Origin of the sequence: Candidatus Roseilinea sp. NK_OTU-006 (genome assembly GCF_012931985.1) — a bacterium.
Taxonomy (GTDB): domain Bacteria; phylum Chloroflexota; class Anaerolineae; order J036; family Brachytrichaceae; genus JAAFGM01.
Window position 1 is genome coordinate 175,458 of the sequence record NZ_JAAFGM010000003.1, and the last position, 26,845, is coordinate 202,302.

Sequence of the window (26,845 nt, forward strand, 5' to 3'; positions counted from 1 at the left end):
CAACCCCAAGCTGTTTCTGCACCGAAGAAGCCGCTGCGCCTCACAACCGGCGGCGGGTGGGCGAGGGCATCGCCGACGCTGGCGCATGTCCCGCCTACAGGCGGGCGCGCTCGGCGAAGGACGGCGGGCCCGCGTGGATAATCCGGCATTGCGTATACTTCTCCGCATACGTGAATCGGACGTAAGGAAGCAACAACATGGCACTACTCACCGGTAAGACTGCGCTGATCTTCGGTGTCGCCAACGATCACAGCATCGCCTGGGGCATTGCGAAGGCCTTTCACCGCGAAGGCGCAACGCTCGGTTTCAGTTATGCAGGGGAGAAACTCGAGCGGCGCGTGCGCCCGCTGGCCGAATCGCTCGGCTCCGACTGGATTGAGCCTTGCGATGTGAGCAAAGACGAGGACATCGCAAGGGTAATGGAGAAAGCCCAGGCGCGCTTCGGTGCGATTGATATTCTGGTGCACTCGATCGCCTTTGCCAATCGGGACGACTTAAGCGGCCCTTACCTGAACGTCACTCGTCAGGGCTTCATGACTGCGATGGACATCAGCGTGTATTCGTTCACGGCGCTGGCCCGCGCTGTTGCGCCGCTCATGCGGCCCAACGGCGCGTTGCTGACGCTGACCTACATCGGCTCGCAGCGCGCCGTGCCACACTACAACGTCATGGGGGTGGCCAAGGCCGCGCTGGAGGCCAGTGTGCGCTATCTGGCTGCCGACCTCGGCGCGGATGAGCGGCGCATTCGCGTCAACGCCATCTCCGCCGGGCCGATTCGCACCCTGGCCGTTGCCGGCATCGCGGGCTCGCGCGCGCTCATCAGCGAGTTCAGCAAGATCAGCTTGCTGCGCCGCAACATCACCATCGAAGACGTCGGCAATGCGGCCGCCTACTTGTGTTCCGACCTCGCCGCCGGTGTCACCGGCGAAGTGCACTACGTGGACGCCGGCTTCAACGTCGGCTTCCCGCTCAGCGACGACGCCGGCGGTTGATGGCCGGCTCCGAGCGCTTCGCTCCCTGCGTTTGCCCCTATGCGCGCCGACGATACAATTCTCCCGGTTACGTTTGCAATTCACGATAGTCCTTCAAAACAGGAGAGCATAGGTATGAAAACCAAACTGCGTGTGCGCACACTGTCGGCCCTTGTGTTGGCCGCACTGATCTTGACAGGCTGTGGCGGGGGTGTCCCTTTGCGGTGGGTCTTTCCCCGCATCTTTGTGGAGGTGGATAAGGACGGCTTTCCCACCATCGCGGGCATCAGCCCTGCGATGTTGAGTTTCTTCGGCCTGGATCCCAACCAATTCAAAATTGATCCAGCAACGGTGGGCAAGCTGACCAATTCCAACTTGCAACACGTCGAGTTGCTCTTCCGAAATGACGGCCTGTATTGGTGGGCGAACGGCAAGGCGCTTGTCCCACTGACCTGGGATGATGCTTCGTTCGACAACACGAAGGACTTGATTAACCGCTTCGTCCAGTTGGACGAATTCACCAGCGGCGTGTTGAACAACGTGCTGCTGCCGGTGGCACGCAGCATGGAGCAAAACATCATCATCCGCTTCCCACGCAAGGACGGCGAGGCCGAGATCCCGTTGCGCGACATGGGCGGGCCGTTGCCCGAACCGGGCACAGCGGTTGATCCTTCGCTCATCGGCGGCCTGCGCCTGACGTTCGATGACGCCGGCAACCCCTCCGTCGCCGGCGTGTCGTTCAGCGAGATCGAAAAGCTAGCCGGCGCCGACCTCAGCGCTGCGAAATTGCCGCTCGACACGGTTCAGCAAATGAAAGATGTCGGCATCCAACACGTGACCATCCGTACCACCTCCGCGGGCATTAAGATATGGACGAACGACAAGTTGCTGCCCACCCTGAGTTGGAGCGAGGAGACGTTGGCCAACACGGCCGACACACTGGCCAGCCTGGAACTGATCGAGCCGGCGCTGGGCGCTGTGATCAAGCAGTTCCTCCCTTATCTGAACCGCGCCGATATTGATCTGGTCCTCAAGTTCCCGACCGGCGGTGCTGCGCCTATTCCCGAACCGGCGCGCTAGCCGTGTCTGATCTGTGCCGACGTGGTCACGCCCCCAGCGATCGCTGGGGGCGTGACGTTTCAGGGGTCGAGCGTGCCTTCGCGCAAGTCGGCCGGAAGTGGGGCCGGGCGCTCGCAGGTGCTTTCGATCGGGACATGCCGGCCTTCGTTCGACGCATCGTGGATCGCGTGCATGATGTCGAGCACGTGATAGGTCAGCTCGCTGCTGGCGCGGTGCGGCCGGCCCGATTGCATCGCATAGGCCATGTCGGCTACGCCCAGGCCGCGCGACTGCCGGCTGTAGGGGTGCGTGAGCGTCACGTCCGTCCACTCCTTCTCGCCGGCCCTCGCGACGCGCACCGGCCCGCCGAACGAGTTGGGGTCGGGCACTTGCAGCGACCCCTCGCTGCCATAGATCTCGATGTAGGGCATCGAATGCTTCCACACGTCGAAGCTGGTGACGATCGTGCCGATTGCGCCGGATGCGAAGTCGAGCACGCCGGCGACATGCGTCGGCACGCGCACAGTGATCTTCTGCCCGTGCTTGGGTTGGCTGGTGATCGTGCGCTCGGGGAAAGTGATGCGGGCCGAGCCGGTGACGCGCCTGACCGGGCCGATCAGCGTCACCAGCGCAGTGAGATAGTACGGCCCCATATCGAACATCGGACCGCCGCCGGGCTGGTAGTAGAACTCCGGATCGGGGTGCCAGCTCTCGTGGCCGCGGCTCATCATGAACGCCGTCGCAGCGACCGGCTCGCCAATCGCGCCTTCGTCAATGAGTTTGCGACAGGTCTGGATGCCTGCGCCCATGAAGGTATCCGGCGCGCCACCAACGCGCAGGCCCTTCGCTTGGGCCAGGGCCAGCATGCGCCGCGCCTCTTCCCGGCTGAGCGCCAGTGGCTTCTCGTTATACACGCTCTTGCCGGCTTCCAGCGCGGCGATGCCGATCTCGCCATGCGCCTTTGGGATAGTCAGGTTGATGATGATCTGCACGTCAGGATGCGCCAGCAGTTCCTCTACGCGGAAGGCCCGCGTGCCGAACTCGCGTGCGCGGGCTTCGGCGCGCGACATGTCCAGGTCGGCGCAGCCGACCAGGTTGAGGATTTCGAGCGATCTACACGCGCGAAAATACAGCGGGCTGATATTGCCGCAGCCAATGATGCCAACGTTGACTTGAGTGATCATAGGGATTCACGCTGTCGGTAAAGCTATGCGTATTGCGGCCATTATCAATTACGGCGCGAAATGTGCTGCCGGCAGCACGGTCATCGCTGCGGCCGCTGCCAATGTGAGCGCGCTCACCGCGGTTTCTGCCGTGATGCTGACACGAAAGCGGCGAGCGGCTTCGTATGAAGATTGGGCTTGTGCGCGCCATGCGCGAAGCTGTGGGCCGATGACGAACTGGTGAAAGGCGCCGAAACTGATTAGCACGACGAAAAGGCCGGTCTTCACCAGCAGTGCGCGCCCATAGTCCGTGTTGAACAGCGCCGCGAGGCTGCCGACGAAGCTGGCGCTCTGCATGATACCGGTCAGACCGATCACCAGCACCGACATGACAGCCAGCGACGAGAACCTCTCGATGGTCGCGCCGAGATCGCTCAGTAGTTGGCGCTGACGCAGCACGATCGGCACAAGCACAATGGCAAAGTAAGCGACGCCCCCTAACCAAACCGCGGCGAAGGTAAAGTGAATCCAGTCCGCCAACACCGGCAACACCCATTCCGGCTGCGATGCGCTGCGACTCGACAGGCTCTGGGTGAGGATGAGCGCAGCGCTGGCGGCGATTGCGATGGGGGCGTCGTCTCGCCCGCTGCGCAGCCTGAGCGCTATCCCGGCCACGAACGTCAATCGCACGGCGAGCAGCAGGACATCCCTCATCGTCACAACGCCATCGAAGAGGCGCAGGACGAATTCTAGGACAAATGCGAGCGCGGTCAAGAGGGCGGCCCATTGCGTCAGGCGCGCGCGTGCCGGCGCCGCTGCTGCGCGCAGCGCTGCCGTTGCCTTGGTGCGCATCGCCAGCGGTGCAAATGCCACGGCGCCGGCCAGCAGCGCCAGGGCGGCGAAGATGAGCCAACGTGCCGGCAAGCTCATGGGTAGGCCACTACCCCGAATGCCTCTGGCCTGCGGATAACCCGCCGAAAGCCAGCGCGCTTCAGGCGCTCGACGACGCCACGCGCCACTTGGCTCCCCGAGGCGCTATTCAGGTCGCCGATGTAGTGGAACAACCGGCCGCTGGGCCTGAGCACGCGATACAACTCGGCGTAAAAGTCGGCGGAATACAGGTCGCCGGCCAGTGCGAAGGTAGGCGGATCGTGGATGATATGCGCGAAATAGGCGTCGTCGAGGCGTTGCACTTCGTCGGCACAGTCGCCGATGATGCGGGTGATCTTGGGATTGTCGAACAGCGCCTGCGACCATGGATTCAGTCGCGCGATCTCCTGCGCAGCCGGATCGAGTTCGATGGTGATGACTTCGTCGGCAGCTTTGGCGGCTTCGATGGCGGTGTAGCCCAGGCCGGTGCACGTGTCCAACACGCGCCCGCGCGGCGTCGCGGCTTTGATCTTCGCCAGGGTGTCGTGATAAGGGTCGGTACCCTTAATGCGGTGCATGGGCAAGCCCGAGACCAGCAGGGTCGGCGCGAGGAGCGTCGGGTACAGGCTGTAGGCGCGGCCGGTCGCCTCGGAGTAGGTTTGGAGCTTCTCTGCATCTTCGCCAATGCGATAGCAACCGTTCTCCGATGCGGCGACCTTTTCGATGATGCGCCAGGCAATGCGCCGCCCGTCGGGCAAGGTGATGCCGTCGGCATCCAATGCAACGTCGCAGCGCGAGCGGTTGAGGTCGAGCGAGGTGCGCGCCGTGGCTTGGCCCGCGCGCCGGGCGTCGAGCAGCGGCTTGGCCTGGTAGTGCGAGAGCACGATCGGACTAAAAGCCATCGGTGCGGAGTGTATCGCAACTCGCTTAGCGTTTGCGTCGCGCGTCCGGCCATCTCTGAGATACTTAGCTGTCAACGTATGACTGATCACGCCTTTCTCGTGACGGGCGCGCTGGGCTGCATCGGCGCGTGGACGGTGCGCAACCTCGTCCGAACCGGCCTGCGCACTGTCGTACTCGACCGTAGCGCAGATCTCCGCCGCCTTAAGCTGATCATGACCGACGACGAGCTATCGCGCGTGGTCTTCGTGCGCGGCGACATCACCGACTTCTCGCAGGTGGAGCGGGTGATGAACGAATACGACATCACCCATGTGATACACCTGGCCGGCTTGCAAGTGCCGTTCTGCCGCGCCAATCCCGTGCTCGGCGCGCAGGTGAACGTGGTCGGCACGGTCAACGTGTTCGAGGCGGCGCGCCGGCGCGAAGGGCGCACCCGGCGCGTGGTCTACGCCAGCAGCGCCGCAGTGTACGACGTGGATGATGCTCAGCCAGGGGAACCGGTGCCCCATGACGCGACTGGCCATCCGGCCACCCTCTACGGCGTCTACAAGCTGGCCAATGAGGGCACGGCGCGCGTGTATTGGAAGGAGAACAGAGTTCCTTCGATCGGGCTGAGGCCATATGTCGTGTTCGGGCCGGGGCGTGACCAGGGCTTGACCTCCGCGCCGACCAAAGCGATGTTTGCCGCTGCGGTTGGTCGGCCCTATCACATCCCGTACGGCGGCCGTGCCGATTACGAGTATGCCGATGACGTCGCTCAGACTTTCATCGCCTGCGCGACGATTCCATTTGAAGGCGCAGCGGTTTACAACATGCCAGGCACCGTGCTGAGCATGCGTGATGTGGTGAGCGCCATCGAGCACGCGGCGCCAGAATTGCGTGGCCGGATCACCTTCGACGATAAGCCGCTGCCCTTTCCGGAGGCAATGGACGGCTCGCCGCTGGAGCAGGTGCTTGCGCCGGTGGGCGGCGTGCCGCGCAAGCCGTTCGCCGAGGCGGTGGCAGAGACGATCGCCCTCTTCCGGCAGGCGATCGCCGATGGGCGAATGACGCAGGACGAGATGTTGACGTGAGCTGGAGCGTCACGCATCCCCGGTGATGGCGCGCAACGCCTTCGCCAGGCCGCGCAGGTCATCGGCCGATAGCTTGCTCAGATGCATAGCCAGCTTCAGATAGGGCGCTGCGCTCGGCGAAGCGATGAATGCGCGCGTCTCATCCGGCAGCGCGTCGAAGCGCGCATGCTGCTCCAGCCGCAACTGTGATTCGCCGATCGGCCCGATGCCCAAATCGAGCAACTGGTTGAGGCGCAGGCCGTAGTGGGCCATGGCGCGCTCCAGCAGCGTGATCGCGATCGGCCGGCGTCCCAGCTCGTAGGCGTTTAACTGTCCGCCGGTCAGTCCTATCGCCTGGGCGGCGGCTTTCAACGATTCCCCCCGCTCCATGCGCGCTTGCTTCAGCCGCGCGCCGATCACCCGCGAACGAAGCTGCATCAGCGTCTGCAAGTTATTGACTTGAACCTGCGGCAGATGTTTGGCCTCTTCCTCGTAGATCAACGCGTGCACCGGCACGTTCAGATAATGGGCGAGCGCCTCGAGTTCGATGAACGTCGGCTCATGCGTCCCGTCTTCGTAAGCGGCGAACTTTTTGGAAGAGACGCCAATAAAGCGGGCGCAGTCTTTCTGTGAGCGGCCGGCGGCTTCGCGGGCGGCGCGGATCAGCCGGCCGATCGTCATGCGCCTCAACAGGGAGGTGTCGAGCGACGATGGATCAGGCATAATCTGCAGGGGATTGTAGCCCGCACTCATGAAAATTGCCGTCAACGCCTGGTTCCTCGATTCCCCAGACGCGCAGACGACGGGGAGTGGACAGTATGCTACCCACTTGATCGCGGCGATCAAAGACTTTGCGCCGGAGGTGCAGATCGAGTGTGTATCGCCGCGCCGGCGCGGCGATTGGTCTAAGTTGCACTTCGAGCAGGTCGAATTCCCGGAGGCTGCTCGGCGCATGCGCGCGGATATCGCCTTCGTGCCGTATTGGGCGCCGCCGCTGCGCAGCGATGTGCCGGTGGTGGTGACGATCCACGACGTGATCCCCCTGGCGCTGCCGGACTATCGCGGCGGCCCCTTGCAGCGCGCCTACGCCGGCCTGGTGCGCGCCGCATCGGCCAACGCGGTGGCCATCCTCACCGATTCCAATTTCAGCAAGGGCGACATCCTCAAGTATCTCGAAGTGGATGCCGCGCGCGTCACCGTTGTGCCCCTGGCCGTCGCGCCAAGTTTCACGCCGAACGTGTCGGAAGACGACCTCGCCCGCGTCCGCGCGCGCTACGCTCTGCCGGAGCGCTACGTGCTCTACCTGGGGGGCTTCGACCCACGCAAGAACATTGAGACGCTGATGCAGGTGTATGTGTGGTGCGGCGAGTCTATTGGCGAAGAATATCCGCTCGTCATCTGCGGCGAGCCTTCCACGCCGGTGGTGACCGACGGCGGCGAGCGGATCTCGCTGGCGCGCATGGCCGAGCAACTCGAGGTGAGCGATGTGGTGCGCTTCATCGGCCGGGCCGCGGAAGAGGACAAGCCGGCGCTATACGCCGGGGCGCGCTGTTTCTTGTTCCCTTCGACCTACGAGGGTTTTGGCCTGCCGCTGCTTGAAGCGATGGCCTGCGGCGTGCCGGTCATCGGCAGCAGCGCGGCCAGCATCGGCGAGGTGGTCGGCAATGCGGGCGTGTTGGTTGACCCGAAGGACGCCCGGCGCATGGCCGGCGCGCTGATCGCGGTCTGCATTGAGGACGACCTGCATGAGCGGCTGCGTCAGCGCGCGCTGTTGCGCGCGGCCCAATTTACCTGGGAGCGCACGGCGATTGAAACGTTGGCCGTGTTCAGGCGCGTATACGATGAGCGAAGCCGAACGTGAGCCGCCGAACGGCATCCGCCGGCGCGCTGTGCTCAATGTCGCCGCGCATGCAGCGTTGTTCTTGGCCGCTGTTGCGCTCTACACGCTGACGCTGAACGGCGATGTTCAGCCGGCCGACAGCGGCGAACTGCAGATCGCTGCCGTCACGCTTGGCATTGCCCATCCGCCGGGCTATCCCCTGTTCACCATGCTGGGATGGCTCCTGGCGCAAGCGCCGATGGGTTCGCCCTACGCGCGTGTGTCCTTGCTTTCGGTCGTCGCCTCGGCAATCACGCTTGTGTTGGTGAGCCTGACGGTGCAGCGCGCGCTTGCTGTAAAGACAGGGGGGCAGGGGAGCAGGAAGACAGGAGACGCCAACCTCACCCCGTCTGTTTGTCTCCAGGTCTCCTCACCCTCCGGTCTTCTCATCTCCCCGTCTCGTCTGATCGCCGGGTTGTTGGCTGCCCTGGCATTGGGCGGCAGCACGACGTTCTGGGCGCAGGCCACCACGACGAACATCCGCAGCCTGACGGCGCTGTTCACGGCCCTGATGCTCTACGCCTCGGCGCGCAGTGACGCGACGGGCCGGGCTTCGTCGTTGGCGCTCTTCGCCGCTGCGTTTGGGCTGGGCGTGGGGCATCACATCTCGCTCGTCTTCGCCGGCGCTGTGCTCGGCGCGCATGTCCTTTACACCACCTGGCGCGCCGACCGGCGCGGCTTCTGGCGCGCGACGGCGGGCGCGCTGGCCATCTTTGCCGCGACCCAACTGGTCTGGCTGTATCTGCCGATTCGCGATGCGGCCGGCGCGCGTTTTGCACCGGGCAACCTGACCACGCTGGACGGCCTGCTGTTTCACATCTTCGCGCGCGGTTTCGCCGGCGACATGCTGGCCTGGGCCGCGCCGGAGTTCCTGTTCGACCGGTTGGCGCTGTTGCCGACGTTGCTCAACTTTCAGTTCAGCGCGCCCGTGCTGGTCGGCATGGCATTCGCGGCGCTTGCGATGCTTTGGCGACGGCGCGTCTTGGGGGCCGTCTGGTTATCGGCCTGCGCTGCGCACCTGTTCATCACCATCACTTATCGCGCGCCGCAGACGGTGGAGTACGCCATGCCGTGTTGGGTGATTCTGAGCGCTGTGCTGGGCGTCGGCCTAGGCAAGCTGGCAGAACGGCCCGCCCCTCTGCGCTCAGCATCGCAAGGACGCAACACCATCGAAACTTCCCTGGCTTTCTTGCGCTTTCGCAGCCGAGCAGCGCTCCTGCGCGCGCTCGCCCGTGCGCTGCTGCTGGCCGTGATCGCGTTCGCAGGCCGAGACGCTGCCCAACGTTGGCCAAGCTTTGTGTATCTGGGGCGCGATCGCAGCGTGCGTGCTGCCGCCGAGGCGGTGTTGCAGGGCGCGCAGCCGTCCAGCGTGATCCTATCGCAGTGGCATCAGGTCACGCCCATGTGGGCGTTGCAGGACATCGAGGGCTTGCGACGCGATGTGCGGGTGGAATACGTCTTCCCGCGCGGCGCGCAGCCCTACGCCGAGACGTTTGCCCAGCAAGCAGCGCAGCGCGCTCAGTCGCAGACCGTCTACGTGACCTCGCTCTTCGCCCGTGAGCTGGCCGGCGAGGGGTTGCAAGCGATGCCGCTTCGCGATCGACCGGCCTGGCGCGTCGCACGACGCTTCGACCCGCCAGCCGAATCCGACGGCGAGCTGTTCGATGGACGCATCGCGGTGATTGGCCCCGCTTATCTCGATGGCCGGATCGTCGAGGTCGGGCAGTCGGTGATGCTAGACGTGGGCTGGCGTCTGCGCGCTGCGCCCCAACTTGGCGACTCGATCACAGTGCGCATCCTGCGGCGCGATGGCCGGCTGGCCGCCAACGCCGACCTGCGCCTGCCGGCCGACGCGCGGGCCGGCGATCACGCCATGCAGCGCGTCGCGCTGGGCGTTCCGCTCGACCTGTCCCCCGGCTCATACGACATCCTGATGGGAGCGTACCGTTTGGCGGAGGGCGGCTTCGTTCAGTATCGCGATCGCCGCGGCGCGGAGTTCGTCTCTGTGGCCACGTTGATCGTCGCGCCGGCGTCGTTGCCGCCGGCGACGCAGCACCCGCTCGGATCCGCCGATGGGCCAACCACTCAGCAGCCCCGATTGATCGGTGTGGACTACGACTCTGGCATTGCGGGGCAGTGCCGCGTTTGGACGCACTGGCGGCTCGGCCGATCGGCGGCGGAGGTGGCGCTTGGGGACGCTGCGGGGCAGCCGTTGGCCACACCGCGCATGCTGAGCGCGGCCACGGCGACGGATCGCGCGCAATACCTGTCGTTGGCTTTCGACATTCCGCCCACGCGCGAGATTCGCGTCCTGCCGTTTGACCTGCGCCTGGCCGACGCCTGCGACAGCCAGCGCTATGTGCCGTTTGCAGATCAGATGGCGCTTGTAGGGGCAAGCGTGCACGGCGACGCAGCGCTCAAGGTGGATTTGCATTGGCTGGCGCTGCGTCCGCTGGTCAACGACTACATCATCTCGGCGCGCGTCGAGGGCGACGGCTGGTATCGCGCGCATGACGGTGTGCCGGCGCTCGGCGCACTCCCGACCCTGAAATGGATTCGCGGTTCGCGCGTGATGGATCGCCATCCCTTCGAGCTGGGCGACGGCCTTGGCGCGTTGCGCGTCGGGGTCGTCGTTTATGACAGCGCAACGCGCTTACCCTTGCCACTGTTGGACGAGCGGTACGAAAATGGCGTGAGCATCGTCGGCCCATAGCGCCGATGGATGAAGCACGCCGTGACGAACAGTCTATGCAGTATGGCTTTCAATCTACCCTGTGGTCTAACGAGCCGATGAGCGTCTCGGAGTTGACGGCGCACATCAAAGACCTGATGGAGGATGATCCGACGCTCTCAGACGTGCGCATCGCCGGCGAGGTCAGCAACCTGTCTCGCCCGGCATCCGGTCATCTCTATTTCACGCTCAAAGATGCGGCGTCGCAAATCCGATGCGTAATGTGGCGCAGCCAGGCGGCGCGGGCGGCGCGCGCGCTGCAGAACGGCGACGCTATCATCGCGCGCGGCCGGGTGAGCGTCTATGAGCGGGACGGGATATACCAGCTCTACGTCGAGTCGCTGGTTGCGCAGGGCGCCGGCGACCTGAACGTGGAGTTTGAGCGGCTCAAGCGCAAGCTGGAGGCCGAGGGCTTGTTCGATTCAGCGCGCAAGCGGCCGCTGCCGGCCTTCCCGCGCGTGCTGGGCGTCGTCACGTCGCCCACCGGCGCGGCGTTCCAGGACATTTTGAACGTGCTCCGACGGCGCTATCCGCTCGTCGAGGTCGTGCTGGCGCCGACGGCGGTGCAGGGCGAAGAAGCGCCGGAACAGATCGTCCGCGCGATCCAGCGACTGGACGCGCTTGGGGCGTGCGATGTGATCCTCGTCGCGCGCGGCGGCGGCAGCCTGGAAGAGCTGTGGGCGTTCAACGATGAGCGCGTGGTGCGCGCGATCGCGGCTTCGCGTGTGCCCGTAGTGAGCGGCGTGGGGCACGAGATTGATTTCACGCTGGCCGACTTCGCCGCCGATGTGCGCGCGCCTACGCCTTCGGCTGCCGCCGAGATCATCACGCCCGACATCAACGAACTGCGCATGCACGTGGACGCGCTGAGCGCCGCGATGGTGGCGCGCGTCTCGGTGCGGATCGCCGATGCCGGCGCGCGATTCGCCGCGTTACAGCGCGCGCTGCGTCTGCTCAGCCCGGCCAGCCAGTTGACCCGATGGCGCGAAAAGATGCTCGACCTGAGCCGGCGGTTGACCACTGCACAGATCAATCGGCTGGCGTTGACGCGCCTGCGCCTGGAAGGGCTGCGCGCACATTTGGAGGACATCGGGCCGGCGGCGACGCTGGCGCGTGGCTATGCGATCGTCCGGCGTGCCGATGAGCAACTGGTGCGCTCGGTGGGTGATGCGCGCGCTGGCGATGTGCTGCGCGTGACGGTGTCCGACGGCGAATTTCGCGCGCGCGTCACCGACAATCCTGCCGCTCAGATCGAAGGTCGGCGGACGAACGCGTAGATCACGGCCGCAGCGATGGCGACCAGCAGCGCCAGCGGCAACCTGGGTAGATCCGGCGTGGCCTGGATGCTCAGGCCGGCCAGTTGCGTCAGAGCCAGCAGCGCGGCTGTGAACGCCGATGAATCCGGCAGCGTCCAGGTGAACGCGTCTCCCCATTGCCAGTAGAACCCGATGAACACCCAAAGCTGGACGATCGCGATCATCCCCAGCGCACCCAGGGCGGCGACGATTGCCTCGAAGACGTCTTCGCATGAACCGCTGGTGAACGCGATGGCCACACCGATCAGCCCCATCAGTGCGCTGGAGCTGCGCGCCCACTCGCCGAGCGTCGCCGTCGGATCCCCGTCTGGGAAGAGCGATAGCGACAGGCGTCCGCCGCGCGCGACGAAGAAGAGCACTGCCCACGCGACCAGATAGGCGAGCGCGCCGGCTGCGGGTCGGATAAGTTGCCGGTTCACGATCAGCCCGGTCGTCAGCAGTAAGAGCAGGCTGGCGCCGGCGGCCAGGGGCAGGCGCGTGATGCGTTCGGTGTTCAGCCGAGCGCTCGCCGCCTGCCTGACCGATTGGTTCAATTCGGCGAGCCACTTAGCGTAGCTGATTGTATCGCCCGCAGCTAGGCGATCTTCGTAGCGGCGCAGCAACGCCGAAGCGAAGCGAGGCTGGCGCATGGTTGCGCTCCACAGCTCGTAGAACGCCGTCAATTGCCGGGCGGACGCCATGAGCAGCGCCGGCTCAGGCGCAAGCGCCTCAAGGATCGGCCCACTTTGGGCATGCGCCGGGATTGGCGCACCCATCAGCGCGGCCAACGTCGGCGCAACCGCCGTGGCGGGCGCAATCGCCTGCGCGCCGGGGGCGACTCCTGCGCCGGCCAGCACCAGCGGCGCGCGGACGACCTCGGCTTCGCCTCCGCCGCTTCGCCCGTCGTAGGTCAGCCCGCGGTCAGATAACACGACGAACGTATCCACGCCGAGGTCCAACGCTTGGCCGATGGCTTCGATGCGGAAGTCGGTCGCAGCGATTGCAGCGCGATACGACTCTGGGTCGCGCTGCGCCGTCTCCTCCGGCAAGCTCAGCGCCACCAGCACAAGCTGTGCCGGCCGCGCCGAGTCGTTCAGCACGGTGAGCGCCAGCTCAACCGCTTGCTGGTCGCGCTGTGCCGGCGCCAGCTCATCCACCACCTCGACGCGCTGCAACGTCGCGCCGAGCCAATCGCTCAGCGAGTCGGATCCGACAAATGCTGTGGTTTTGCCGCTCGCCTGCGCGGTGCGCAGGATGGTGTCCGGCTGAGTAAGCAGGAGTGGGCTATTTGTGGTCGCGCCATGCGTCTCCGGCCACGCGCCGGAAAGGCTGGTCAATAGCATGGGGAGGCGGTAGGTGGGCGGCCGCAATTCGAGGGTGATGTCGGCGCCGCGCATGCGCCATGCGTTCAGCGCCGGCATTTGGCGCGATTCATCCAGCCGCAAGCCGTGCACCAGCACCACGACGACGCGCCGCGCGAGCGGCGGCCTGGATGGGCCGGACGGCAGCGGCTCCAGAAACGGGCTGGTGTAGTTCGCGTAGCGCTGCCAAAGTTGTGCGCGCACCTGCTCGGCAAACGTTGCCGCAAGCGTGAGCGCGATCAGCAAGGCGACCGTGAGGGCAAAAGCGTTTTCAGCGAGGCGGCGCATGTCAGACGTGGGGAAGGCGCGCGATCAATGCGGAGGGCGCTGCGATACAATCCCTCGTACATTCCAGGTGCGAGTCGTGCGTCGTTGTCATTCGTCTGCCATTATCGGCCATGTGCGGCTGCGCCGAGCTGCTGAATTCATTGCCTGCATTGCTGATGCCCTTGCGATATGACTGACTTGATCTGGGTCATCCAGCGTTTGAATTGGCTGGCCGTCATTGACATCGCGCTGGTGTCGTTGGTGTTCTTCGGCGTGTTGCTGCTGGTGCGCGCCACACAGGCCGTGCCGTTAATTCGCGGCATGTTGGTGCTGGGCGCCATCACGCTGTTGCTGGGCGGGACGGCGCAATTGCCGACCTTCAACCTGATCATGCGCACGGCGCTGCCGGCGCTGCTTGTCGCCGTTCCGGTCATCTTCCAACCGGAACTGCGGCGCGCCTTGGAGCGGCTGGGGCGCGTCAACGAAATGCTGGTCGCGCCGCGCAGGACCGAACTGGAAGTGATGGTGCGCAAGATCAGCGACGCGGCCCAGCGCCTGGCTGCGCGGCGTCATGGGGCGCTCATCGTGATCGAGCGCGACACCGGCCTGCAAGACCTGATTGACACCGGCGTGCCGCTGGATGCCGAACTGACGCCGGATCTCCTGCTCACCATCTTCGACCCGCACACGCCGCTGCACGACGGCGGCGTCATCATCCGGCATGGCCGCGTCGCGGCCGCCGGGTGCGTGCTGCCGCTGACTGCTTCGACGCCCGAGGACGCGCGCATCGGCCTGCGCCATCGCGCCGGGATCGGAGTGACCGAGGGCACGGATGCCATCGCCGTCATCGTGTCCGAGGAGCGCGGCTCGATCAGCATCGCGCACAACGGCCGGCTCATCCGCCGCATCGAGCCGGATCACCTGGAAAGTGCGTTGATCGCCCTGGCGCAACCTGGCATTCAGAAAGCGGCCTCGATGTTGCCCGGCTTCCTGCGCGCGCGTGAGAAGCAGGAGACGCGCTAAGGCCATTGAGTCGGCAGCTTGGCCCGCGCAGTGGCCTGGGTCGGTTGGGTGAGGAGCGCGCGCACGCGCCCGACCAGCGCGCCGAATTCTGGCCAGCTCTCCATCGTCCACGCGCGCGGTCGCGGCAGCTCGACCTTCACGTTGCCGACCACGCTCCCCGGGCGCGGCGAGCACACCACGACGTGATCCGCCAGGAAGACGGCCTCGGCGATGCTGTGGGTGACCATCACGGCCGTCGTCCCCGTTTCGCGCAAGATGCCCTCGACCAACGCGGTGAGGTTTTCGCGCGTCATGGCGTCGAGCGCGCCGAAGGGTTCATCGAGCAGGAGCACCGGCGGGCGGGTGATCAGCGCGCGCGCCAGCGCCACGCGCTGGGCCATACCGCCGCTCAGCTCGTGCGGGTAGGCCTGCTCGAAGCCGCCGAGGCCGACGAGGTGGATCAGTTCGGCAATCAGCGAACGGCGCGTTGCGGGCGCCACAGGGCGCGCCGCCCTGCCGCCCAATTCCAGCGGCAGCCGAATGTTCTGCTCGACCGTGCGCCAGGGGAGCAGGGCGGCGTCCTGAAACATCACGCCGATGCGCGACGAGGGCTGCGTAATGCGCTCGCCGTCCAGCCGCACTTCGCCGGCGCTCGGTTGGATCAGGCCGGCGATGATGCGCAGCAGCGTGCTTTTGCCGCATCCGCTGGGGCCAACGATGGCGACGAACTGGCCGCGCGCGACGCGCAGCGAAAAGTCGCGCAGCGCTTCGACGCCGTTTGGGTAAGTGTGCGAGATGCGGTCAGCGATCAGCATGGCGGTTGAATCCACTGTGGCCGGCGCTTCCGGCCTTGCGCGTTCGCCATGTCACGGCACGAATTCATTGGTGAAGAACTCGTTCACGTCCAGCTTCTGCTTGATCTGTCCCATCGCCAGCAGCGTGTTCTGCGTGTTCTCCCAGGCCTGCGGCGATGAGATGCCCAAGCGTTCGCTGCGCATCAACTCGATGGTGGCGAGCAACACCCGCTTTTGGATCGGGTCGTCGGCCTGGAGTCCCTCGACGTATTTGGCCGAAATCTGCATCGCGGCGTTGGGGTCGGCAATAGTGTCGGCGATGCCACGGAGCAGCGCGCGCGCCATGTTGCGCACCAGCGTCGGATTCTCGCGCAGGGTCTTCTCGTTGGTGACGAGGCCGTTAGCGACCATGTCGACCTGATCGCTCACGCGGAAGACGTTGACGGGGAACCCGTTGGCTTCGAGCACGAGCGGTTCATTGACGATGTAGCCCACTGCCGCATCCACTTTGCCCTGTTGCACGGCCGCCGCCTGGGTGAAGCCGATCTCCTGGACCTGCATGTCCCGCTCGCTCAGTCCGTTAGCGTCTAGGAAGGCGCGCCAGCCGACGTAGGTCGCGCCGAAGAAGCCGGGGATGCCCACGGTTCTGCCCTTCAGGTCTTCCGGCTTTGCGATGCCCTTCGTCTTCAGGCTGAAGATGGCGATGGGGAACCGGCGGTACCACTGCAAGAAGTACTTGACGGGCAGGCCCTGCGCGCGCGCCAGCACCACCTGCTCGCCGCTGACCACGGCGAACGGCAGCTCGCCGGCGGCGACCAGCTTCATGCCGTCGGTCTCGAACTTGTAGTCGAACTCCAGCTCAATCCCCGCTTCGGCGAAGTAGCCACGCTCGACTGCCACGTAGTACGGGGCGAACTGCACGTTGGGGATGTAGCCCATCGGCAGCCTGATCTTCTGCAGCGGTGCACCGGGTCCGCCGGTGCGCGGCGGGGGCGCCTGTATGGCGCAGGCGCTCAACACGATAAGCAGTAAACTGGTTGTTAGCGAAACCTTCCACTTGTTCATACACAATCCCTCCCAAGCTCTCAGGTGAATCACGCAGCCCAGCGCGCCATGCGCAATGCGCGCTCGGCCAGGCGGACTGCGCCGTAGATGCCCAGCGCGATCAGCACGATGGTGAGCACGCTGGCGATGACCAGCGCGGTGTCGTATAAGCCGTTGCCCAGGTTAATCATGAAGCCCAGGCCGCGGTCGGCGCTGAGGAATTCACCGGTGATTGCGCCGATCATCGAGAGTGTGCCGCCCACCCGCAGGCCGGCGAAGATGAATGGCAGCGCGGACGGCAACTCCAGCTTGAGAAAAGTCTCGGCCGGCGTCGCGCCTAGCGAGCGAAACAGGTCGCGCAAAATGGGCGACGTGCTGCGCAGGCCAGCGATCACATTGATGGTGATCGGGAAGAACACCACCAGCGCGCATATCAGGACCTTCGCTCCCAAGCCGTTGCCGAACCAGATGAAAAGGAGCGGCGCGACAGCGATGAACGGCACGCCCTGCGAGGCGACGATGAACGGCGAGAGCAGCCGCTCGGCCAACGGCGATTTGGCGATCGGCGCGCCTAGCGCGAAAGCGGCCAGCGCGCCGAGGGCGAGGCCGGGGAGCGCCGCGGACAGCGTGGCGGCGATGTGCGCGATCAACGAACCGTCGGCCAGCTTCTCCACCCAGCGCGCCATTACGCTCGCCGGGCCGGGGAGGATGAAGGGCGGGTAGCGGAGCGAAAGCAAATGCCAAACGGCGACGAACCAGGTCAGGCCGATCAGCGGCGCAAGCCGAACGGCGGCCGGATGACGCGCCATCGCCGCGCCGAGTGTGGCGCGCGGTGACGTTGTAAGGATTTCGCTTTTGCCGGTTGCAGTCATGAGAACAGCCCCTCGAACCATGTCGGCCCTCGGGGCTGTATCTATGCTGCTGGGTCGCGCGCTGAAGTGGAGCGTTCGATGCACTCGCGCGACCGCGCAGGCTGCAAAAGAAGGGCGCAAGCCACAGGATATGCTCACGCCATGCTGCATACGCGATCGCTTTCGCTTCGCGCGCCATGAGCCTTCTTTACATCCAGACTGTCACTGTCGGCTCCGGAGTTGCACCGGATCCTGCGCGCCTCTCAACGCGCTCGTGGGCTATACCACCGATCGGGAATTTCACCCTGCCCCGAAGGCCGCTATTCAGTTGATTGTGGGGATGCCGCGCGGCATCCCGATTTTCAACGTTCGATCTTGACCTTGATCTCGTCTCCTTCGATTTTCGTCTCGTAGATCGGAATTTTAACCACAGCGGGAAAGGTGGGCTGGCCGGTGAACAAGTCGAAGCGCGCGCCGTGTCGCGGGCACACAACGCATTGCCCTTCGATGTGGCCCTCGGCGAGCGGGCCGTCGTCGTGCGTGCAAATGTCGCCGAAGGCGCGCACCTCGCCGTTGAGCTTGGTCAGCGCGATGGGCGTCTCGTCAATCACGATAGTCGTGATCTCGCCTTCCTTGACCTCGTCTAGCTTCGCTGCGAATACGAAAGTGTCAGCCATGTAACCTACCTCCACCATTATAGCGACGACGCAGCCGCTGATCCGGTGCGATAATCGCCTTTTGTCATATGGGCATTCGCGTCACGCAGACAACGCTGGATGGCGTGTTGGTGATCGAGCCGGAAGTGTTCCGCGATGCGCGCGGTTTCTTCCTGGAGAGCTACAACAAGCGCGAGTTCGCCGCTCACGGCATCACCTGTGAATTTGTTCAGGACAACCATTCGCGCTCGCTGCACAAGGTGCTGCGCGGGCTGCATTTTCAGGATATGGCTGCGCCGCAGACTAAGCTGGTGCGCTGTACGATGGGGCGCATCCTCGACGTGGCGGTGGATCTGCGCGTCGGCTCGCCGACCTTTGCGCAGTGGGTCGCTGTGGAGCTATCGGCGGAGAACGCCAAACAGTTGCTGGTGCCGGTGGGGTTCGCGCATGGCTTCGCTGTGCTCTCCGAGGTCGCCGAGGTGCAATATAAGTGCGATGCCTACTACGCGCCGGCAGCCGAGGGCGTGGTGATGTGGAACGACCCGGACATCGGCATCCCGTGGCCCTTCGACGATCCCATCCTCTCTAAGCGCGACCGAGCGGGCATGTCACTCAAAGACTACTTAGCCGCGCCGAGGTTTTTCTACACGCCGGAGCAATGACACCGGCGTCCTCTGCCGTGTAACACAAGCCGATCACTCGGGCAGTTGCTGATAGGCCGACGCGCCAAGAGCTGCGCGTCGGCCTGCCTCGATGTGGACGATCAAATCTCAAATCTTCCCCGGTCTTGGGGTTGCGCAGCATGGCCCGGTTGCATTCACAATCACCAGTGGATCGGGGCACGCTTGCAGCGCCTGCGGCACATCCCTGCCTCCCCGCGCTTGGGGCCTCAGGTCATCCCAGCGTATCCTCTCCCAGGAGGCGCAACTCCTTCAACACGTGGCACGTGTTGCAACTGGCGGTGGACTTGTCTACACCAAAGAAGCTCCTAAGGCTTCGGTCTATACCGTCAGCGCACGGCTGAACGCACCCATGAGGGCGCTCAGCCCGACGGCGCGCAGTCGCCGCCGCCGGACGAGCCGCTGCGATAGGACGACACGCGTGAGACCAGCCGGCGCGTGCGCTTGCTGCCACAGTTCGGGCAGATCACCGGATTCTGCGGCTTGATCTCCTCACGCACGAGTTTGTCGAACGTCGTCTTGCACTTGGCACATCTGAACTCGTAGATCGGCATATGTCCACACCTCTGCAAAGATTCTACTTACTGCGTCACGGGCAGGCCGGCGTTGCGCCAGGCGCGCATGCCGCCGTCCATGCTGGTCACCGCGGTAAAGCCGGCCTGCTTCAGGATGTTGCGCCCGACCTGGCTGCGATTGCCCGACCGGCAGACCACAACGACCGGCCGATCCTTCGGTACTTCGTTCAACCGGCCGGTCAACTCGCCAAGCGGGATGAGCACTGCGCCGGGCATATGATACTCTGCATACTCGAACGGCTCGCGCACGTCCAGCATGAACGCGCCGGCGTCGCGCAGCGCTGCCGCTTTACTGATGTTCACGCTGGGCGGCAGCGTCATCACACCGGCCCCCGACTGCGGCAGATTCATCGCGCTTGCTTCGGACGCCGGCGCGCCGGAACAACTGGCCAACAGCACCAGCGCTGACCCCAAAACCACAATGTCCCTCCAATGCATGACTTCACCTCAACAGCTTGCTCCCGTTGTCGTAGAGCAGATACATAGCCAAAACGATGACGAAGACGCCGAATGCCCGGCGCAACTGGTCGGGATGAGCCGACCGGCTGAGCTTTGCGCCGACGAATGCGCCTGCGATCCCCGCCGCGGCGAACGGCGCGATCAGTGGCCAGTCGAACGCTGCGCCGTCCAGGTGGCCAAGCAGCCCGGACAGGCTGTTCATGGCAATGACCAGCAGCGACGTCCCGACCGCGACCGGCATCGGCAGCCCGACGAGCATCACCAACGCTGGCACAATCAGGAAGCCGCCTCCCACGCCTAAAAAGCCAGTGAGCAAGCCCACGCCGGCGCCGACGGCCAGCGTCATCGCCAGGCCGCGCGGCTCAGCGGGCGCATCGCCGACGCGACGCCCGCGCAGCATCATCACGCCGACCACCAACATCAACAGTGCGAAAGCCACCATCAGCGCCAGGGGCGGGAGGAAACGCGACAGCCGGGCGGCGAAGTAAGCCGCAATCATGCCCGCGCCGCCAAAGGCCAAGGCCACCTGCCAATTTAGCGTGCCTTGCCTGCGATGCGCGAATACGCCGCTCAGGCTGTTCATGCCCACGATGGCCAACGACGCTGTGACTGCTGCGCTGGGGTTGTAGCCCATCACATACACCAGCGCCGGCACGGTCAGGATCGAGCCGCCGCCGCCCAACAAGCCAAGCGACAGGCCGATGGCAAAACCGAGCGCCAATTGGATCAGCATGATCCGCGCGAGGTTCAGCGCCCGCGTGCGACGGGCAGCAGCCGCGACCAAGTCTCGATGCCGTCGGTCATGCTCGCCACGTTGTCGAATCCTGCGCCGCGCAACACGCTGGCCGCGACGTGAGAGCGATAGCCGGTGGCACAATGCACCACCACGTCACGGTCGCGCGGCACTTCGGCCAGCCGGTCGGGCAAATAGCCGAGCGGAATGTGCTTGGCGCCCTGGATGTGCATCTCGTCGTATTCGGCCTTGTTGCGCACATCCAACACGACCAGGCCGTTCTTGGGCAAGCGCTCGACCAAATGCCGAGCAGTGACCACCGGCAACGTCTCTGCTGCGTCGCCGATCGCCTCCGGCCCGGCGTAGCCGGCCACGTCGTCCACGCCGATCGCCCGCAACGCCTTCAAGATGGCATCGAGCTGCGCGGTGTCGGGCACGATGAGGTAGGTCGGCCGGTTGTAATCCACGAACCAGCCCACGTAGGTGGAGAACGATGCGCTGCTGGCCGGTGTGCTGATCGCGCCGCGCAGGTGCGCGCGCTCGAAGTCCGGCCGATTGCGCAGGTCGAACACCTGGCTGCCGGCAGCGAGCACCTCGCGCAAGCGCACAGGCGTCAGGCGCTCCGGCTGCCTGAGGCTTGAGAGCAGCGCCGGGCCAGCTTTGTTTACGCGCTTCATCTGCGCGAAATACTTTGGGGGTTCGGGCTGGCCCTCCAATAGCCAACGCACGAACGCATCTTCGTCGGTGAAGCGGAAAGCCGGATTGAAGCGCTTCTCGTAGCCCAGCGTGGTGGAAGGGATCGCGCCGAGCGCCTTCCCGCAGGCGCTGCCTGCGCCGTGGCCGGGCCAAATCTGCAAGTAGTCCGGCAGCGCTTTGAAGCGTTGCACGCTGTGGAACTGTCGGCGGGCGCCTGGCTCCTTGGTGCCGGCCATGCCGGCGGCGGCTTCGAGCAGGTCCGGACGTCCCACATCACCCACGAACAGAAAGTCGCCGGTGAAGATGCCGATGGGCTGATCTGCGGCCGCGGTGTCGGTGATCATGAAGGCGATGTGCTCTGGCGTGTGGCCCGGCGTGTGCATCACCTCCACTTGCACGTTGCCGACCCTCCATCGGTCGCCGTCGCGCAGGAGGATGACGTTCGGCTCGCCGGCGAAGGCGTATTTCCAAGCCGCGTCGCCCATATCGCTCACATACATCGTCGCGCCGGTGCGCGCGGCCAATTCGCGCAAGCCGCTCACAAAATCGGCGTGGATGTGCGTCTCGGTCACCTGCGTGATGCGCAGGCCGGCGCGCTCGGCGGCAGTAAGATACGGCTCGACGTCGCGTGCTGGGTCAATCACCAGCGCCTCGCCCGTCTTGGCGCAGCCGACCAAATAGGACGCCTGCGCAAGCGCTTCGTCGTAAAAATATCTCAGCAACATCGCTCCCTCCTAACGGATGGGATAACCGGCGGCGCGCCAGTCGCCGATGCCGCCCAGGTCATACACCTCGGCATAGCCGGCGCGCTGCAAAATGTGCGCCGCGTAGCTGCTGCGGTTGCCGCTCCGGCAATACAGCACCACGGCCCGATCGCGCGGGATGTCCTGCAGGCGCTGGGCCAGCACCTGCACATCAATGTTGATGGCGCCGGGGATGTGCCCGCTCTTGAACTCCTCGGCAGTGCGCACGTCAATCAGGACATGCGGCCTGTGCGCGTCGGCGAAATCGGTTTTGTATTGTTTTGGGGTGATGGCTGTTCCAGCACGTTCGCCTATAAACGACCTCAACACGTTCAGCATGACACATAGGCTACGCCGTTCTGACCAAAAGTGGGAGAGCGAACTTCCTATAATCAGCTATAAGCGGAACTTATTACGGCGGCCGTTGTAGACTGGCCAGTAATTACCGGACGCACCGATGTTCGACGTCTACAAGCTCCAGGTCTTCGCGCAGGTGGCGCAAGCCGGCAGTTTCAGCGGGGCCGCCGAACGCCTTTTCATGTCTCAGCCGGCGGTCAGCCAGCACATGAAGGAGCTGGAAGCGGCGCTGGGCGTGCAGCTCTTCCGGCGCGGGCGGCGCGGCGTTTCGCTCACTGCCGAGGGGCATGCCCTGTACGACTACGCGCGACGCATCCTTGCCTTGGTCGCCGAAGCGGAGAGCGCCGTGCTCAACGTGGCCAACCTGGCCGACGGCCGACTCAACGTCGGCGCGACCCCTGGCGTCAGCGCCTACTTGCTGCCCGAGTGGATCCGCGACTTTCACGAGCGTTACCCGCAATTGGTCGTGACGGCGCAAACGGCCACCACGCCCGAAATTGCCGAGCAGCTCATCGGCCGACAGTTAGACCTGGGATTCATCGAGGGGGACCTCGACGCTGCCGACGCCTCGCGCCTAAGCGCCGAGGTGCTGTGCGATGTGCCGCAGTATGTGCTTGTCGGGCCGAAGCATCCTCTCTGGGCGCGTGAGGCGGTGGCGCTGAGAGAACTCGACGGCCAGGCATTCATCATGCGCCAGCCCGGCAGCCGGTCGCGCCTGTGGCTGGATCGCATCCTAGAGACGCACGGGGCGCGCCCCCGCGTCGCCGCCGAGTTCGATAACCCAGAGGCGATCAAACGCTCGGTGATGGTCGGCGCAGCGATCGGCGTGTTGCCGGCCTACGCCGTGCGCGCCGAATTACAGACCGGCGCGCTGCGCGCGCTGCACATTGACGTGCCGCTCACCCGCGCGCTGCAGGCAGTGTGGGAAAAGTCGGCGCCGCTCTCGCCCATCGCCCGCGCGTTTCTCGCTTTCGCCGACGCCTGTGTGCACGCGGTGCACGCGCGCCGGCCTCACGCCAGCGCCGGCTTGTATGCCCGCGCAACGACGCGCACGGCTCAGGCCGCGCGCACCGACTTCAACATCGTGGTCAACGAGGGCGGCCGCAGCGCCGCGCAAGACCACACCTCAACTCAAACGTCATAGCCACAGACGGCTGCGCTGATCGCTTTGTCGCGTGCGTCCACACGAGCGCGCGGCTGGCTGATCGCGCGGTACCCACCGACGGGTTTGAGCGCGCTGCTCCTTCGACGCCTATGCGTTTGAACGGTTCGCCGCCAGTGCGCCGAACGTGGCGCACCTGGACGAGCGACCCTGAACGAAGAAGGTGCGGGCTCGGCAGCGCCTACCCGGGGTGGATCAGCCGACGGGCGCTGTGGCTACTCCGCACCAGCGCATGGCGAAGATAGCCAGTGTGCGCGTGACCGCGATGACGGAGTCAAGCTCGACATACTCATTTGCACCATGCAGGCCGGCCCCGTTCGGCCCCCAAGCCAGCGCCGGGACGCCGAACAACCCCGCGAAGCGTGTGTCCAGGCCGGCGGTGATGCCCGCCAGGATCGGCGGTTCGTCCACATCAGGGTCGGGGCGCGCGTCGCGCAGGCATTGGGCAAACGCCTGCACGAACGGATGATGCTCGTCCTGTAGCCAGGGGTCGGTATGCCAGCCGAAGAACTCGATGCGCGGCGGATGCTCGCGCAGCCAGGCGCTGCGCTGCGCAACCGCATGGATGCGTTCGGCGATTGCGCGCTTGACGCTCGCCTCGGTCTCGCCGGGGACAAACGACATGCGCACTTCGACTTCGGCGCGTCCCGGCACCGTCGAAGGCCAATCGCCGGCGCGCACGACGCCGACGTTCAAATGGCATGAGCGCCTCGCCGTCGGGTCCAGCCGCTCGAACAGCTCATGATGCAGGCTGTCGGCGCGCTCGCGATCCCACTCGCCCAGCGCGCTGATGATCGGTGCCATCTCGACGGCCGCGTTAATGCCCTGATGCGCCCGACCGGCATGGGCGCTTCTCCCTTCGACCACGACGCGAAAGTAGAGGATGCCCGGATGGGCAATGGCGACATCGCGCCAGTGCGGCTCGGTTGCGATGAAGCCGTCGGCCTGGTAGCCCCGCATGAAACACGCCAATGTCCCTCCCCCGCCGCCGGCTTCTTCCTCGATCACGCTCTCTAGGATCAAGTCGCCTTTTAACCGAACGCCGATTTCCTTCAACGCCCGCACTGCAAACAAGCTGGCGATCAGCCCACTCTTCATGTCTTGCGCGCCGCGCCCATACAGGCGGCCGCGCCGCCCCCGGATCGGTGGGCCGGGCATGGCCGAGGGTGCGCCAGGCAGCGCAACCTGCCCGGCGAATGGGTCTATGGCCCAGGCGCTTCGTGGCTCCGGCGAGACGACGTCGGTATGGCCGTTGAGGATCAGCGAGCGTCCACCGCCTGCCCCGACCCACGTGGCGACCACGTTCGGCCGGCCTGCGAACGACACGCCGGAATCCACAAACGCCGGGTGCTGGCGCAGCGCCTCGCGGTCGGCTTCAAAGACGTCCACGTCCAGCCCGGCCGCCAGGTAGCGATCTCGCATGAAGGCTTGCGCTTTCGCTTCGTGGCCGACGACGCTTGGGATGCGCACAAGTCGTACGATGGTGTCAACCAACTCATCGGCGCGCGCGTCGAGCCAAGCGTCGAGGCGTGCGATCAAGGATGGGTCGTCCATTGTGCGGGCTATTGTCGCTCAGCGCGCATTCGCCCTCACAATCGCAGGGCGGATGGCGCGCTGCCGAGTCATGCAACTGACGCTTACGCCAGGAATAGGCGCATGGCCTGGTTGCTGACGAATTGCCCGCGCTCTGTCAGCCGAATGCGTTCATCGGTGACTTCCAGCAATCCCTGTGCGACGCCCTGCTCCAGCGCGCGCGCGTAGAAATGGGCGACTGGCGCGCCGTAGCGTTCGGCGAAGCGCGCCTGATCCACGCCTTCGCGCAACAGCCGTAATCCCAGCATCATCGTCTCGCCGCGCGAGGTGGGTTCGTCAACGTCTTCGCTGCCCAGCTCAACGGGCATGCTTTGTGCGATGCGCGCGATGTAGTCGGCCGGCCGCTTGACTTTCCAGTAGCGTCGTCGGATTGTCGAGCCATGCGCGCCTGCGCCAAAGCCGTGATAAGGCTCGTTGCGCCAGTAGATCAGGTTATGCGCGCACGCGCGGCCGGGTTTGCACCAGTTCGAGATCTCGTAGTGCTCAAAGCCCGCCTGGCCCAGCGCGCGCTCGGCGAACTCATACATGTCGGCGGCCAGGTCTGGATCGGGCAGCGGCAGCTCGCCGCGGCGCGTCCAGTCGTGCATCGGCGTGCCTACCTCGATGGTCAAGGCATACAGGGAGAGGTGATCTGGGTCGAGTGCAAGCGCAGCTTCCACTGTCCGCTGCCAGGACTGGAGCGACTGGTTGGGCAAGCCGAAGATCAGGTCGAGGTTGATGTTGTCGAAGCCGGCTGCGCGCGCAGCCGCAATCGCCGTGTGCACCTCGTCCCAGCCGTGCTCGCGGCCGAGCAAACGCAGCTCGTCCGGGTTGGCGCTCTGCGCGCCGAAGCTCAGGCGGTTGACGCCTTCGGCGCGCAGGGCGCGCAAGTAGTCCACGCTCACCGTGCCGGGGTTGCACTCCGTGGTAATCTCGCACCGCTCGGGCAGGTTGAACGCCTCGCGGCAGGCGCGGATGAGCGAGCCGATTTGGTCGGGGCGCAAGAGCGAAGGCGTGCCGCCGCCGACGAAGATCGTATGGGCCGGCGCGCGCATCGGCCCGCCTTCCACCCGCCCGGCACCTTGTGCCAGGATCTCCTGCCGCAGCGCGCGGACGTACGGCTCGAACAGCGCGTCTAGGCCGACGTAGGTATTGAAATCGCAGTAACTGCAGCGCGCGCGGCAAAACGGGATGTGCAGGTAGATGCCGGTGTTCATCGTAGGTCACGCGTCATTGCGCCGGTAAGTTTACCGGCTGCAGCGTCCAGGCGGCCATGTCCGTGCGTCGGAAGAAGCGCAGCGCAGCAGATCACACTGCTTAAGGATGGTATGGTTTACCTGAGATTCACATGATCGTCAGCATCGTCGGCGTGATCCTCTCCTTCTTCCTGCTCGTCAACGGCTTCGCGGCGCTGCGCCGGCCGCTGGACGAGCTGGTGAAGTACGACCCGCTGGGCAGACGGCTGCTGGAGCGGCGCGGCGAGCGGTTCACCCTGCGCATGTATCGCCTCTTCGGCCTGGCCATGTTGGCGCTCGGGCTCGTCGCCGGCTATGCGTCCATTTACCGGTTGATGGGCGCTTGAGGCGTTGCTTTCGCGATATACTCTGCTGCAGACACCCAAACTATGCGCCAAATCAAGACCGAACTGCTTCACGGCGACTGTTTTGAGGTACTGCAATCATTCGCCGACGACTCGTTCGATCTCATCATCACCTCGCCGCCATATGCGGACAGCCGGGCGAAGACATACGGCGGCATTCATCCCGACGCGTATGTGGACTGGTTTCTCCCGCGCGCCGAACAGTTCATGCGCGTGCTGAAACCCAGCGGCACGTTCATATTAAGAACCTATCTCTAAACTTACGGAACGAGCCATAATAGGGATATGGATAATACCAGTGGGACGCGATACGCCGACGTTGCAAGTTGGGAGCTGTCTGATAGTCTGTGGGCGCGCATTGAACCGTTGT

General features: G+C 65.2%; 26 protein-coding genes, 1 pseudogene and 1 riboswitch. Of the genes and pseudogenes, 11 read left to right on the plus strand and 16 right to left on the minus strand.

Translation table 11 applies throughout. The features are described from left to right. The first annotated feature begins 197 nt into the window (after positions 1-197). Together GXH28_RS03415 and GXH28_RS03420 are read left to right on the plus strand one after the other, a co-directional pair. Positions 198-992 carry an enoyl-ACP reductase FabI gene (locus GXH28_RS03415; protein WP_169237604.1) on the plus strand — a complete coding sequence of 265 codons (795 nt, stop codon included), beginning with the start codon at positions 198-200 and terminating at the stop codon, positions 990-992. A gap of 114 nt (positions 993-1,106) precedes the next feature. After that, positions 1,107-2,051 carry a hypothetical protein gene (locus GXH28_RS03420; protein WP_169237605.1) on the plus strand — a complete coding sequence of 315 codons (945 nt, stop codon included), beginning with the start codon at positions 1,107-1,109 and terminating at the stop codon, positions 2,049-2,051. Between the two features lie 59 nt (positions 2,052-2,110). On the opposite strand, the gene GXH28_RS03425 is transcribed toward GXH28_RS03420, so the two are convergent. Genes GXH28_RS03425 through GXH28_RS03435 form a run of 3 tightly spaced genes read right to left on the minus strand, consistent with a single transcriptional unit; the run spans position 2,111 to position 4,965 of the window. Further along, a complete protein-coding gene (locus GXH28_RS03425) occupies positions 2,111-3,214 on the minus strand; it encodes a Gfo/Idh/MocA family protein (protein WP_169237606.1) in 1,104 nt (367 codons plus the stop codon). Positions 3,215-3,262: 48 nt separating this feature from the next. Continuing rightward, positions 3,263-4,123: a copper resistance D family protein gene (locus GXH28_RS03430; RefSeq protein ID WP_169237607.1), complete on the minus strand. Its 861-nt coding sequence runs from the start codon at positions 4,121-4,123 to the stop codon at positions 3,263-3,265. Next, positions 4,120-4,965: a class I SAM-dependent methyltransferase gene (locus GXH28_RS03435; protein WP_169237608.1), complete on the minus strand. Its 846-nt coding sequence runs from the start codon at positions 4,963-4,965 to the stop codon at positions 4,120-4,122. The genes GXH28_RS03430 and GXH28_RS03435 overlap by 4 nt, the downstream gene beginning before the upstream one ends. Before the next feature lie 78 nt (positions 4,966-5,043). Between GXH28_RS03435 and GXH28_RS03440 the strand changes: the two genes are divergently transcribed. Continuing rightward, positions 5,044-6,039 (plus strand): NAD-dependent epimerase/dehydratase family protein, encoded by a 996-nt coding sequence (locus GXH28_RS03440; RefSeq protein WP_169237609.1) that lies wholly within the window; start codon positions 5,044-5,046, stop codon positions 6,037-6,039. 9 nt (positions 6,040-6,048) lie between these two features. On the opposite strand, the gene GXH28_RS03445 is transcribed toward GXH28_RS03440, so the two are convergent. Further along, complete coding sequence (locus GXH28_RS03445) at positions 6,049-6,741, minus strand: helix-turn-helix domain-containing protein (RefSeq protein ID WP_169237610.1); 693 nt, start codon at positions 6,739-6,741, stop codon at positions 6,049-6,051. Between the two features lie 28 nt (positions 6,742-6,769). On the opposite strand from GXH28_RS03445, the gene GXH28_RS03450 reads away from it, so the two are divergent. From GXH28_RS03450 to xseA, 3 genes are read left to right on the plus strand one after another with little or no spacing between them, the layout of a single operon-like run. Beyond that, positions 6,770-7,879, plus strand: a complete 1,110-nt coding sequence (locus GXH28_RS03450; RefSeq protein WP_169237611.1) for a glycosyltransferase family 4 protein — start codon at positions 6,770-6,772, stop codon at positions 7,877-7,879. After that, complete coding sequence (locus GXH28_RS03455; RefSeq protein WP_169237612.1) at positions 7,860-10,610, plus strand: protein O-mannosyl-transferase family; 2,751 nt, start codon at positions 7,860-7,862, stop codon at positions 10,608-10,610. The genes GXH28_RS03450 and GXH28_RS03455 overlap by 20 nt, the downstream gene beginning before the upstream one ends. Before the next feature lie 5 nt (positions 10,611-10,615). Further along, entirely contained in the window at positions 10,616-11,905 is a 1,290-nt protein-coding gene (gene xseA / locus GXH28_RS03460) for an exodeoxyribonuclease VII large subunit (protein ID WP_240550142.1), read from the plus strand. Here the strand turns inward: xseA and GXH28_RS03465 are convergent. Next, the gene (locus GXH28_RS03465; RefSeq protein ID WP_169237613.1) at positions 11,875-13,572 is read right to left on the minus strand and encodes a hypothetical protein; all 1,698 of its coding nucleotides are present in this window, start codon (positions 13,570-13,572) and stop codon (positions 11,875-11,877) included. The two genes, xseA and GXH28_RS03465, sit on opposite strands and share 31 nt — an antisense overlap. 168 nt (positions 13,573-13,740) lie before the next feature. On the opposite strand from GXH28_RS03465, the gene cdaA reads away from it, so the two are divergent. After that, positions 13,741-14,574 carry a diadenylate cyclase CdaA gene (gene cdaA, locus GXH28_RS03470; protein WP_169237614.1) on the plus strand — a complete coding sequence of 278 codons (834 nt, stop codon included), beginning with the start codon at positions 13,741-13,743 and terminating at the stop codon, positions 14,572-14,574. Here cdaA and GXH28_RS03475 read toward each other — a convergent pair. The 4 genes from GXH28_RS03475 to GXH28_RS03490 form a co-directional block, all read right to left on the minus strand. Continuing rightward, positions 14,571-15,368, minus strand: coding sequence for an ABC transporter ATP-binding protein (locus GXH28_RS03475; RefSeq protein WP_169237615.1), 798 nt, complete (start codon positions 15,366-15,368; stop codon positions 14,571-14,573). The two genes, cdaA and GXH28_RS03475, sit on opposite strands and share 4 nt — an antisense overlap. 51 nt (positions 15,369-15,419) lie before the next feature. Next, positions 15,420-16,412 (minus strand): ABC transporter substrate-binding protein, encoded by a 993-nt coding sequence (locus tag GXH28_RS03480; protein WP_169237616.1) that lies wholly within the window; start codon positions 16,410-16,412, stop codon positions 15,420-15,422. A 29-nt stretch (positions 16,413-16,441) separates the two neighbouring features. Further along, positions 16,442-17,263, minus strand: a complete 822-nt coding sequence (locus tag GXH28_RS03485) for an ABC transporter permease (protein WP_169237617.1) — start codon at positions 17,261-17,263, stop codon at positions 16,442-16,444. A 176-nt stretch (positions 17,264-17,439) separates the two neighbouring features. Then, positions 17,440-17,564: riboswitch (FMN riboswitch) on the minus strand. Positions 17,565-17,604: 40 nt separating this feature from the next. Then, complete coding sequence (locus tag GXH28_RS03490; protein ID WP_169237618.1) at positions 17,605-17,919, minus strand: Rieske (2Fe-2S) protein; 315 nt, start codon at positions 17,917-17,919, stop codon at positions 17,605-17,607. Between the two features lie 68 nt (positions 17,920-17,987). Between GXH28_RS03490 and rfbC the strand changes: the two genes are divergently transcribed. Continuing rightward, positions 17,988-18,560: a dTDP-4-dehydrorhamnose 3,5-epimerase gene (gene rfbC / locus GXH28_RS03495; protein ID WP_169237619.1), complete on the plus strand. Its 573-nt coding sequence runs from the start codon at positions 17,988-17,990 to the stop codon at positions 18,558-18,560. A 380-nt stretch (positions 18,561-18,940) separates the two neighbouring features. On the opposite strand, the gene GXH28_RS03500 is transcribed toward rfbC, so the two are convergent. Genes GXH28_RS03500 through GXH28_RS03520 form a run of 5 tightly spaced genes read right to left on the minus strand, consistent with a single transcriptional unit; the run spans position 18,941 to position 22,123 of the window. After that, positions 18,941-19,132: an FmdB family zinc ribbon protein gene (locus tag GXH28_RS03500; protein ID WP_169237620.1), complete on the minus strand. Its 192-nt coding sequence runs from the start codon at positions 19,130-19,132 to the stop codon at positions 18,941-18,943. A 27-nt stretch (positions 19,133-19,159) separates the two neighbouring features. Then, positions 19,160-19,591, minus strand: a complete 432-nt coding sequence (locus GXH28_RS03505; RefSeq protein ID WP_240550143.1) for a rhodanese-like domain-containing protein — start codon at positions 19,589-19,591, stop codon at positions 19,160-19,162. A 4-nt stretch (positions 19,592-19,595) separates the two neighbouring features. Beyond that, positions 19,596-20,345, minus strand: a complete 750-nt coding sequence (locus GXH28_RS03510; RefSeq protein ID WP_169237621.1) for a sulfite exporter TauE/SafE family protein — start codon at positions 20,343-20,345, stop codon at positions 19,596-19,598. Positions 20,346-20,359: 14 nt separating this feature from the next. Beyond that, the gene (locus tag GXH28_RS03515) at positions 20,360-21,766 is read right to left on the minus strand and encodes an MBL fold metallo-hydrolase (RefSeq protein WP_169237622.1); all 1,407 of its coding nucleotides are present in this window, start codon (positions 21,764-21,766) and stop codon (positions 20,360-20,362) included. Between the two features lie 9 nt (positions 21,767-21,775). Next, positions 21,776-22,123: a rhodanese-like domain-containing protein gene (locus GXH28_RS03520; RefSeq protein WP_169237623.1), complete on the minus strand. Its 348-nt coding sequence runs from the start codon at positions 22,121-22,123 to the stop codon at positions 21,776-21,778. A 118-nt stretch (positions 22,124-22,241) separates the two neighbouring features. On the opposite strand from GXH28_RS03520, the gene GXH28_RS03525 reads away from it, so the two are divergent. Next, positions 22,242-23,285, plus strand: a complete 1,044-nt coding sequence (locus GXH28_RS03525; protein WP_169237624.1) for a LysR family transcriptional regulator — start codon at positions 22,242-22,244, stop codon at positions 23,283-23,285. 213 nt (positions 23,286-23,498) lie between these two features. Here GXH28_RS03525 and GXH28_RS03530 read toward each other — a convergent pair whose 3' ends face one another. Both GXH28_RS03530 and hemW read right to left on the minus strand, forming a co-directional pair. Continuing rightward, positions 23,499-24,857 (minus strand): ArgE/DapE family deacylase, encoded by a 1,359-nt coding sequence (locus GXH28_RS03530; protein WP_169237625.1) that lies wholly within the window; start codon positions 24,855-24,857, stop codon positions 23,499-23,501. Between the two features lie 83 nt (positions 24,858-24,940). After that, positions 24,941-26,092 carry a radical SAM family heme chaperone HemW gene (gene hemW, locus GXH28_RS03535; protein ID WP_169237626.1) on the minus strand — a complete coding sequence of 384 codons (1,152 nt, stop codon included), beginning with the start codon at positions 26,090-26,092 and terminating at the stop codon, positions 24,941-24,943. 131 nt (positions 26,093-26,223) lie between these two features. Here hemW and GXH28_RS03540 point away from each other — a divergent pair, with 131 nt between their 5' ends. Both GXH28_RS03540 and GXH28_RS03545 read left to right on the plus strand, forming a co-directional pair. Next, on the plus strand, positions 26,224-26,457 hold the full coding sequence (locus GXH28_RS03540; RefSeq protein ID WP_169237627.1) for a hypothetical protein: 234 nt from the start codon (positions 26,224-26,226) through the stop codon (positions 26,455-26,457). A 42-nt stretch (positions 26,458-26,499) separates the two neighbouring features. Next, positions 26,500-26,718 (plus strand): annotated as a pseudogene (locus tag GXH28_RS03545) (DNA methyltransferase); the annotation flags it as partial. Positions 26,719-26,845 lie beyond the last annotated feature (127 nt).

What these genes read in the sequence shown, in the direction of transcription:
- GXH28_RS03415 (WP_169237604.1), top strand. Translation starts at nt 198, where the DNA reads ATGGCACTACTCACCGGTAAGACTGCGCTGATCTTCGGTGTCGCCAAC.
- GXH28_RS03420 (WP_169237605.1), top strand. Translation starts at nt 1,107, where the DNA reads ATGAAAACCAAACTGCGTGTGCGCACACTGTCGGCCCTTGTGTTGGCC.
- GXH28_RS03425 (WP_169237606.1), bottom strand. Translation starts at nt 3,214, where the DNA reads ATGATCACTCAAGTCAACGTTGGCATCATTGGCTGCGGCAATATCAGC.
- GXH28_RS03430 (WP_169237607.1), bottom strand. Translation starts at nt 4,123, where the DNA reads ATGAGCTTGCCGGCACGTTGGCTCATCTTCGCCGCCCTGGCGCTGCTG.
- GXH28_RS03435 (WP_169237608.1), bottom strand. Translation starts at nt 4,965, where the DNA reads ATGGCTTTTAGTCCGATCGTGCTCTCGCACTACCAGGCCAAGCCGCTG.
- GXH28_RS03440 (WP_169237609.1), top strand. Translation starts at nt 5,044, where the DNA reads ATGACTGATCACGCCTTTCTCGTGACGGGCGCGCTGGGCTGCATCGGC.
- GXH28_RS03445 (WP_169237610.1), bottom strand. Translation starts at nt 6,741, where the DNA reads ATGCCTGATCCATCGTCGCTCGACACCTCCCTGTTGAGGCGCATGACG.
- GXH28_RS03450 (WP_169237611.1), top strand. Translation starts at nt 6,770, where the DNA reads ATGAAAATTGCCGTCAACGCCTGGTTCCTCGATTCCCCAGACGCGCAG.
- GXH28_RS03455 (WP_169237612.1), top strand. Translation starts at nt 7,860, where the DNA reads ATGAGCGAAGCCGAACGTGAGCCGCCGAACGGCATCCGCCGGCGCGCT.
- xseA (WP_240550142.1), top strand. Translation starts at nt 10,616, where the DNA reads ATGGATGAAGCACGCCGTGACGAACAGTCTATGCAGTATGGCTTTCAA.
- GXH28_RS03465 (WP_169237613.1), bottom strand. Translation starts at nt 13,572, where the DNA reads ATGCGCCGCCTCGCTGAAAACGCTTTTGCCCTCACGGTCGCCTTGCTG.
- cdaA (WP_169237614.1), top strand. Translation starts at nt 13,741, where the DNA reads ATGACTGACTTGATCTGGGTCATCCAGCGTTTGAATTGGCTGGCCGTC.
- GXH28_RS03475 (WP_169237615.1), bottom strand. Translation starts at nt 15,368, where the DNA reads ATGCTGATCGCTGACCGCATCTCGCACACTTACCCAAACGGCGTCGAA.
- GXH28_RS03480 (WP_169237616.1), bottom strand. Translation starts at nt 16,412, where the DNA reads ATGAACAAGTGGAAGGTTTCGCTAACAACCAGTTTACTGCTTATCGTG.
- GXH28_RS03485 (WP_169237617.1), bottom strand. Translation starts at nt 17,263, where the DNA reads ATGACTGCAACCGGCAAAAGCGAAATCCTTACAACGTCACCGCGCGCC.
- GXH28_RS03490 (WP_169237618.1), bottom strand. Translation starts at nt 17,919, where the DNA reads ATGGCTGACACTTTCGTATTCGCAGCGAAGCTAGACGAGGTCAAGGAA.
- rfbC (WP_169237619.1), top strand. Translation starts at nt 17,988, where the DNA reads ATGGGCATTCGCGTCACGCAGACAACGCTGGATGGCGTGTTGGTGATC.
- GXH28_RS03500 (WP_169237620.1), bottom strand. Translation starts at nt 19,132, where the DNA reads ATGCCGATCTACGAGTTCAGATGTGCCAAGTGCAAGACGACGTTCGAC.
- GXH28_RS03505 (WP_240550143.1), bottom strand. Translation starts at nt 19,591, where the DNA reads ATGCATTGGAGGGACATTGTGGTTTTGGGGTCAGCGCTGGTGCTGTTG.
- GXH28_RS03510 (WP_169237621.1), bottom strand. Translation starts at nt 20,345, where the DNA reads ATGCTGATCCAATTGGCGCTCGGTTTTGCCATCGGCCTGTCGCTTGGC.
- GXH28_RS03515 (WP_169237622.1), bottom strand. Translation starts at nt 21,766, where the DNA reads ATGTTGCTGAGATATTTTTACGACGAAGCGCTTGCGCAGGCGTCCTAT.
- GXH28_RS03520 (WP_169237623.1), bottom strand. Translation starts at nt 22,123, where the DNA reads ATGCTGAACGTGTTGAGGTCGTTTATAGGCGAACGTGCTGGAACAGCC.
- GXH28_RS03525 (WP_169237624.1), top strand. Translation starts at nt 22,242, where the DNA reads ATGTTCGACGTCTACAAGCTCCAGGTCTTCGCGCAGGTGGCGCAAGCC.
- GXH28_RS03530 (WP_169237625.1), bottom strand. Translation starts at nt 24,857, where the DNA reads ATGGACGACCCATCCTTGATCGCACGCCTCGACGCTTGGCTCGACGCG.
- hemW (WP_169237626.1), bottom strand. Translation starts at nt 26,092, where the DNA reads ATGAACACCGGCATCTACCTGCACATCCCGTTTTGCCGCGCGCGCTGC.
- GXH28_RS03540 (WP_169237627.1), top strand. Translation starts at nt 26,224, where the DNA reads ATGATCGTCAGCATCGTCGGCGTGATCCTCTCCTTCTTCCTGCTCGTC.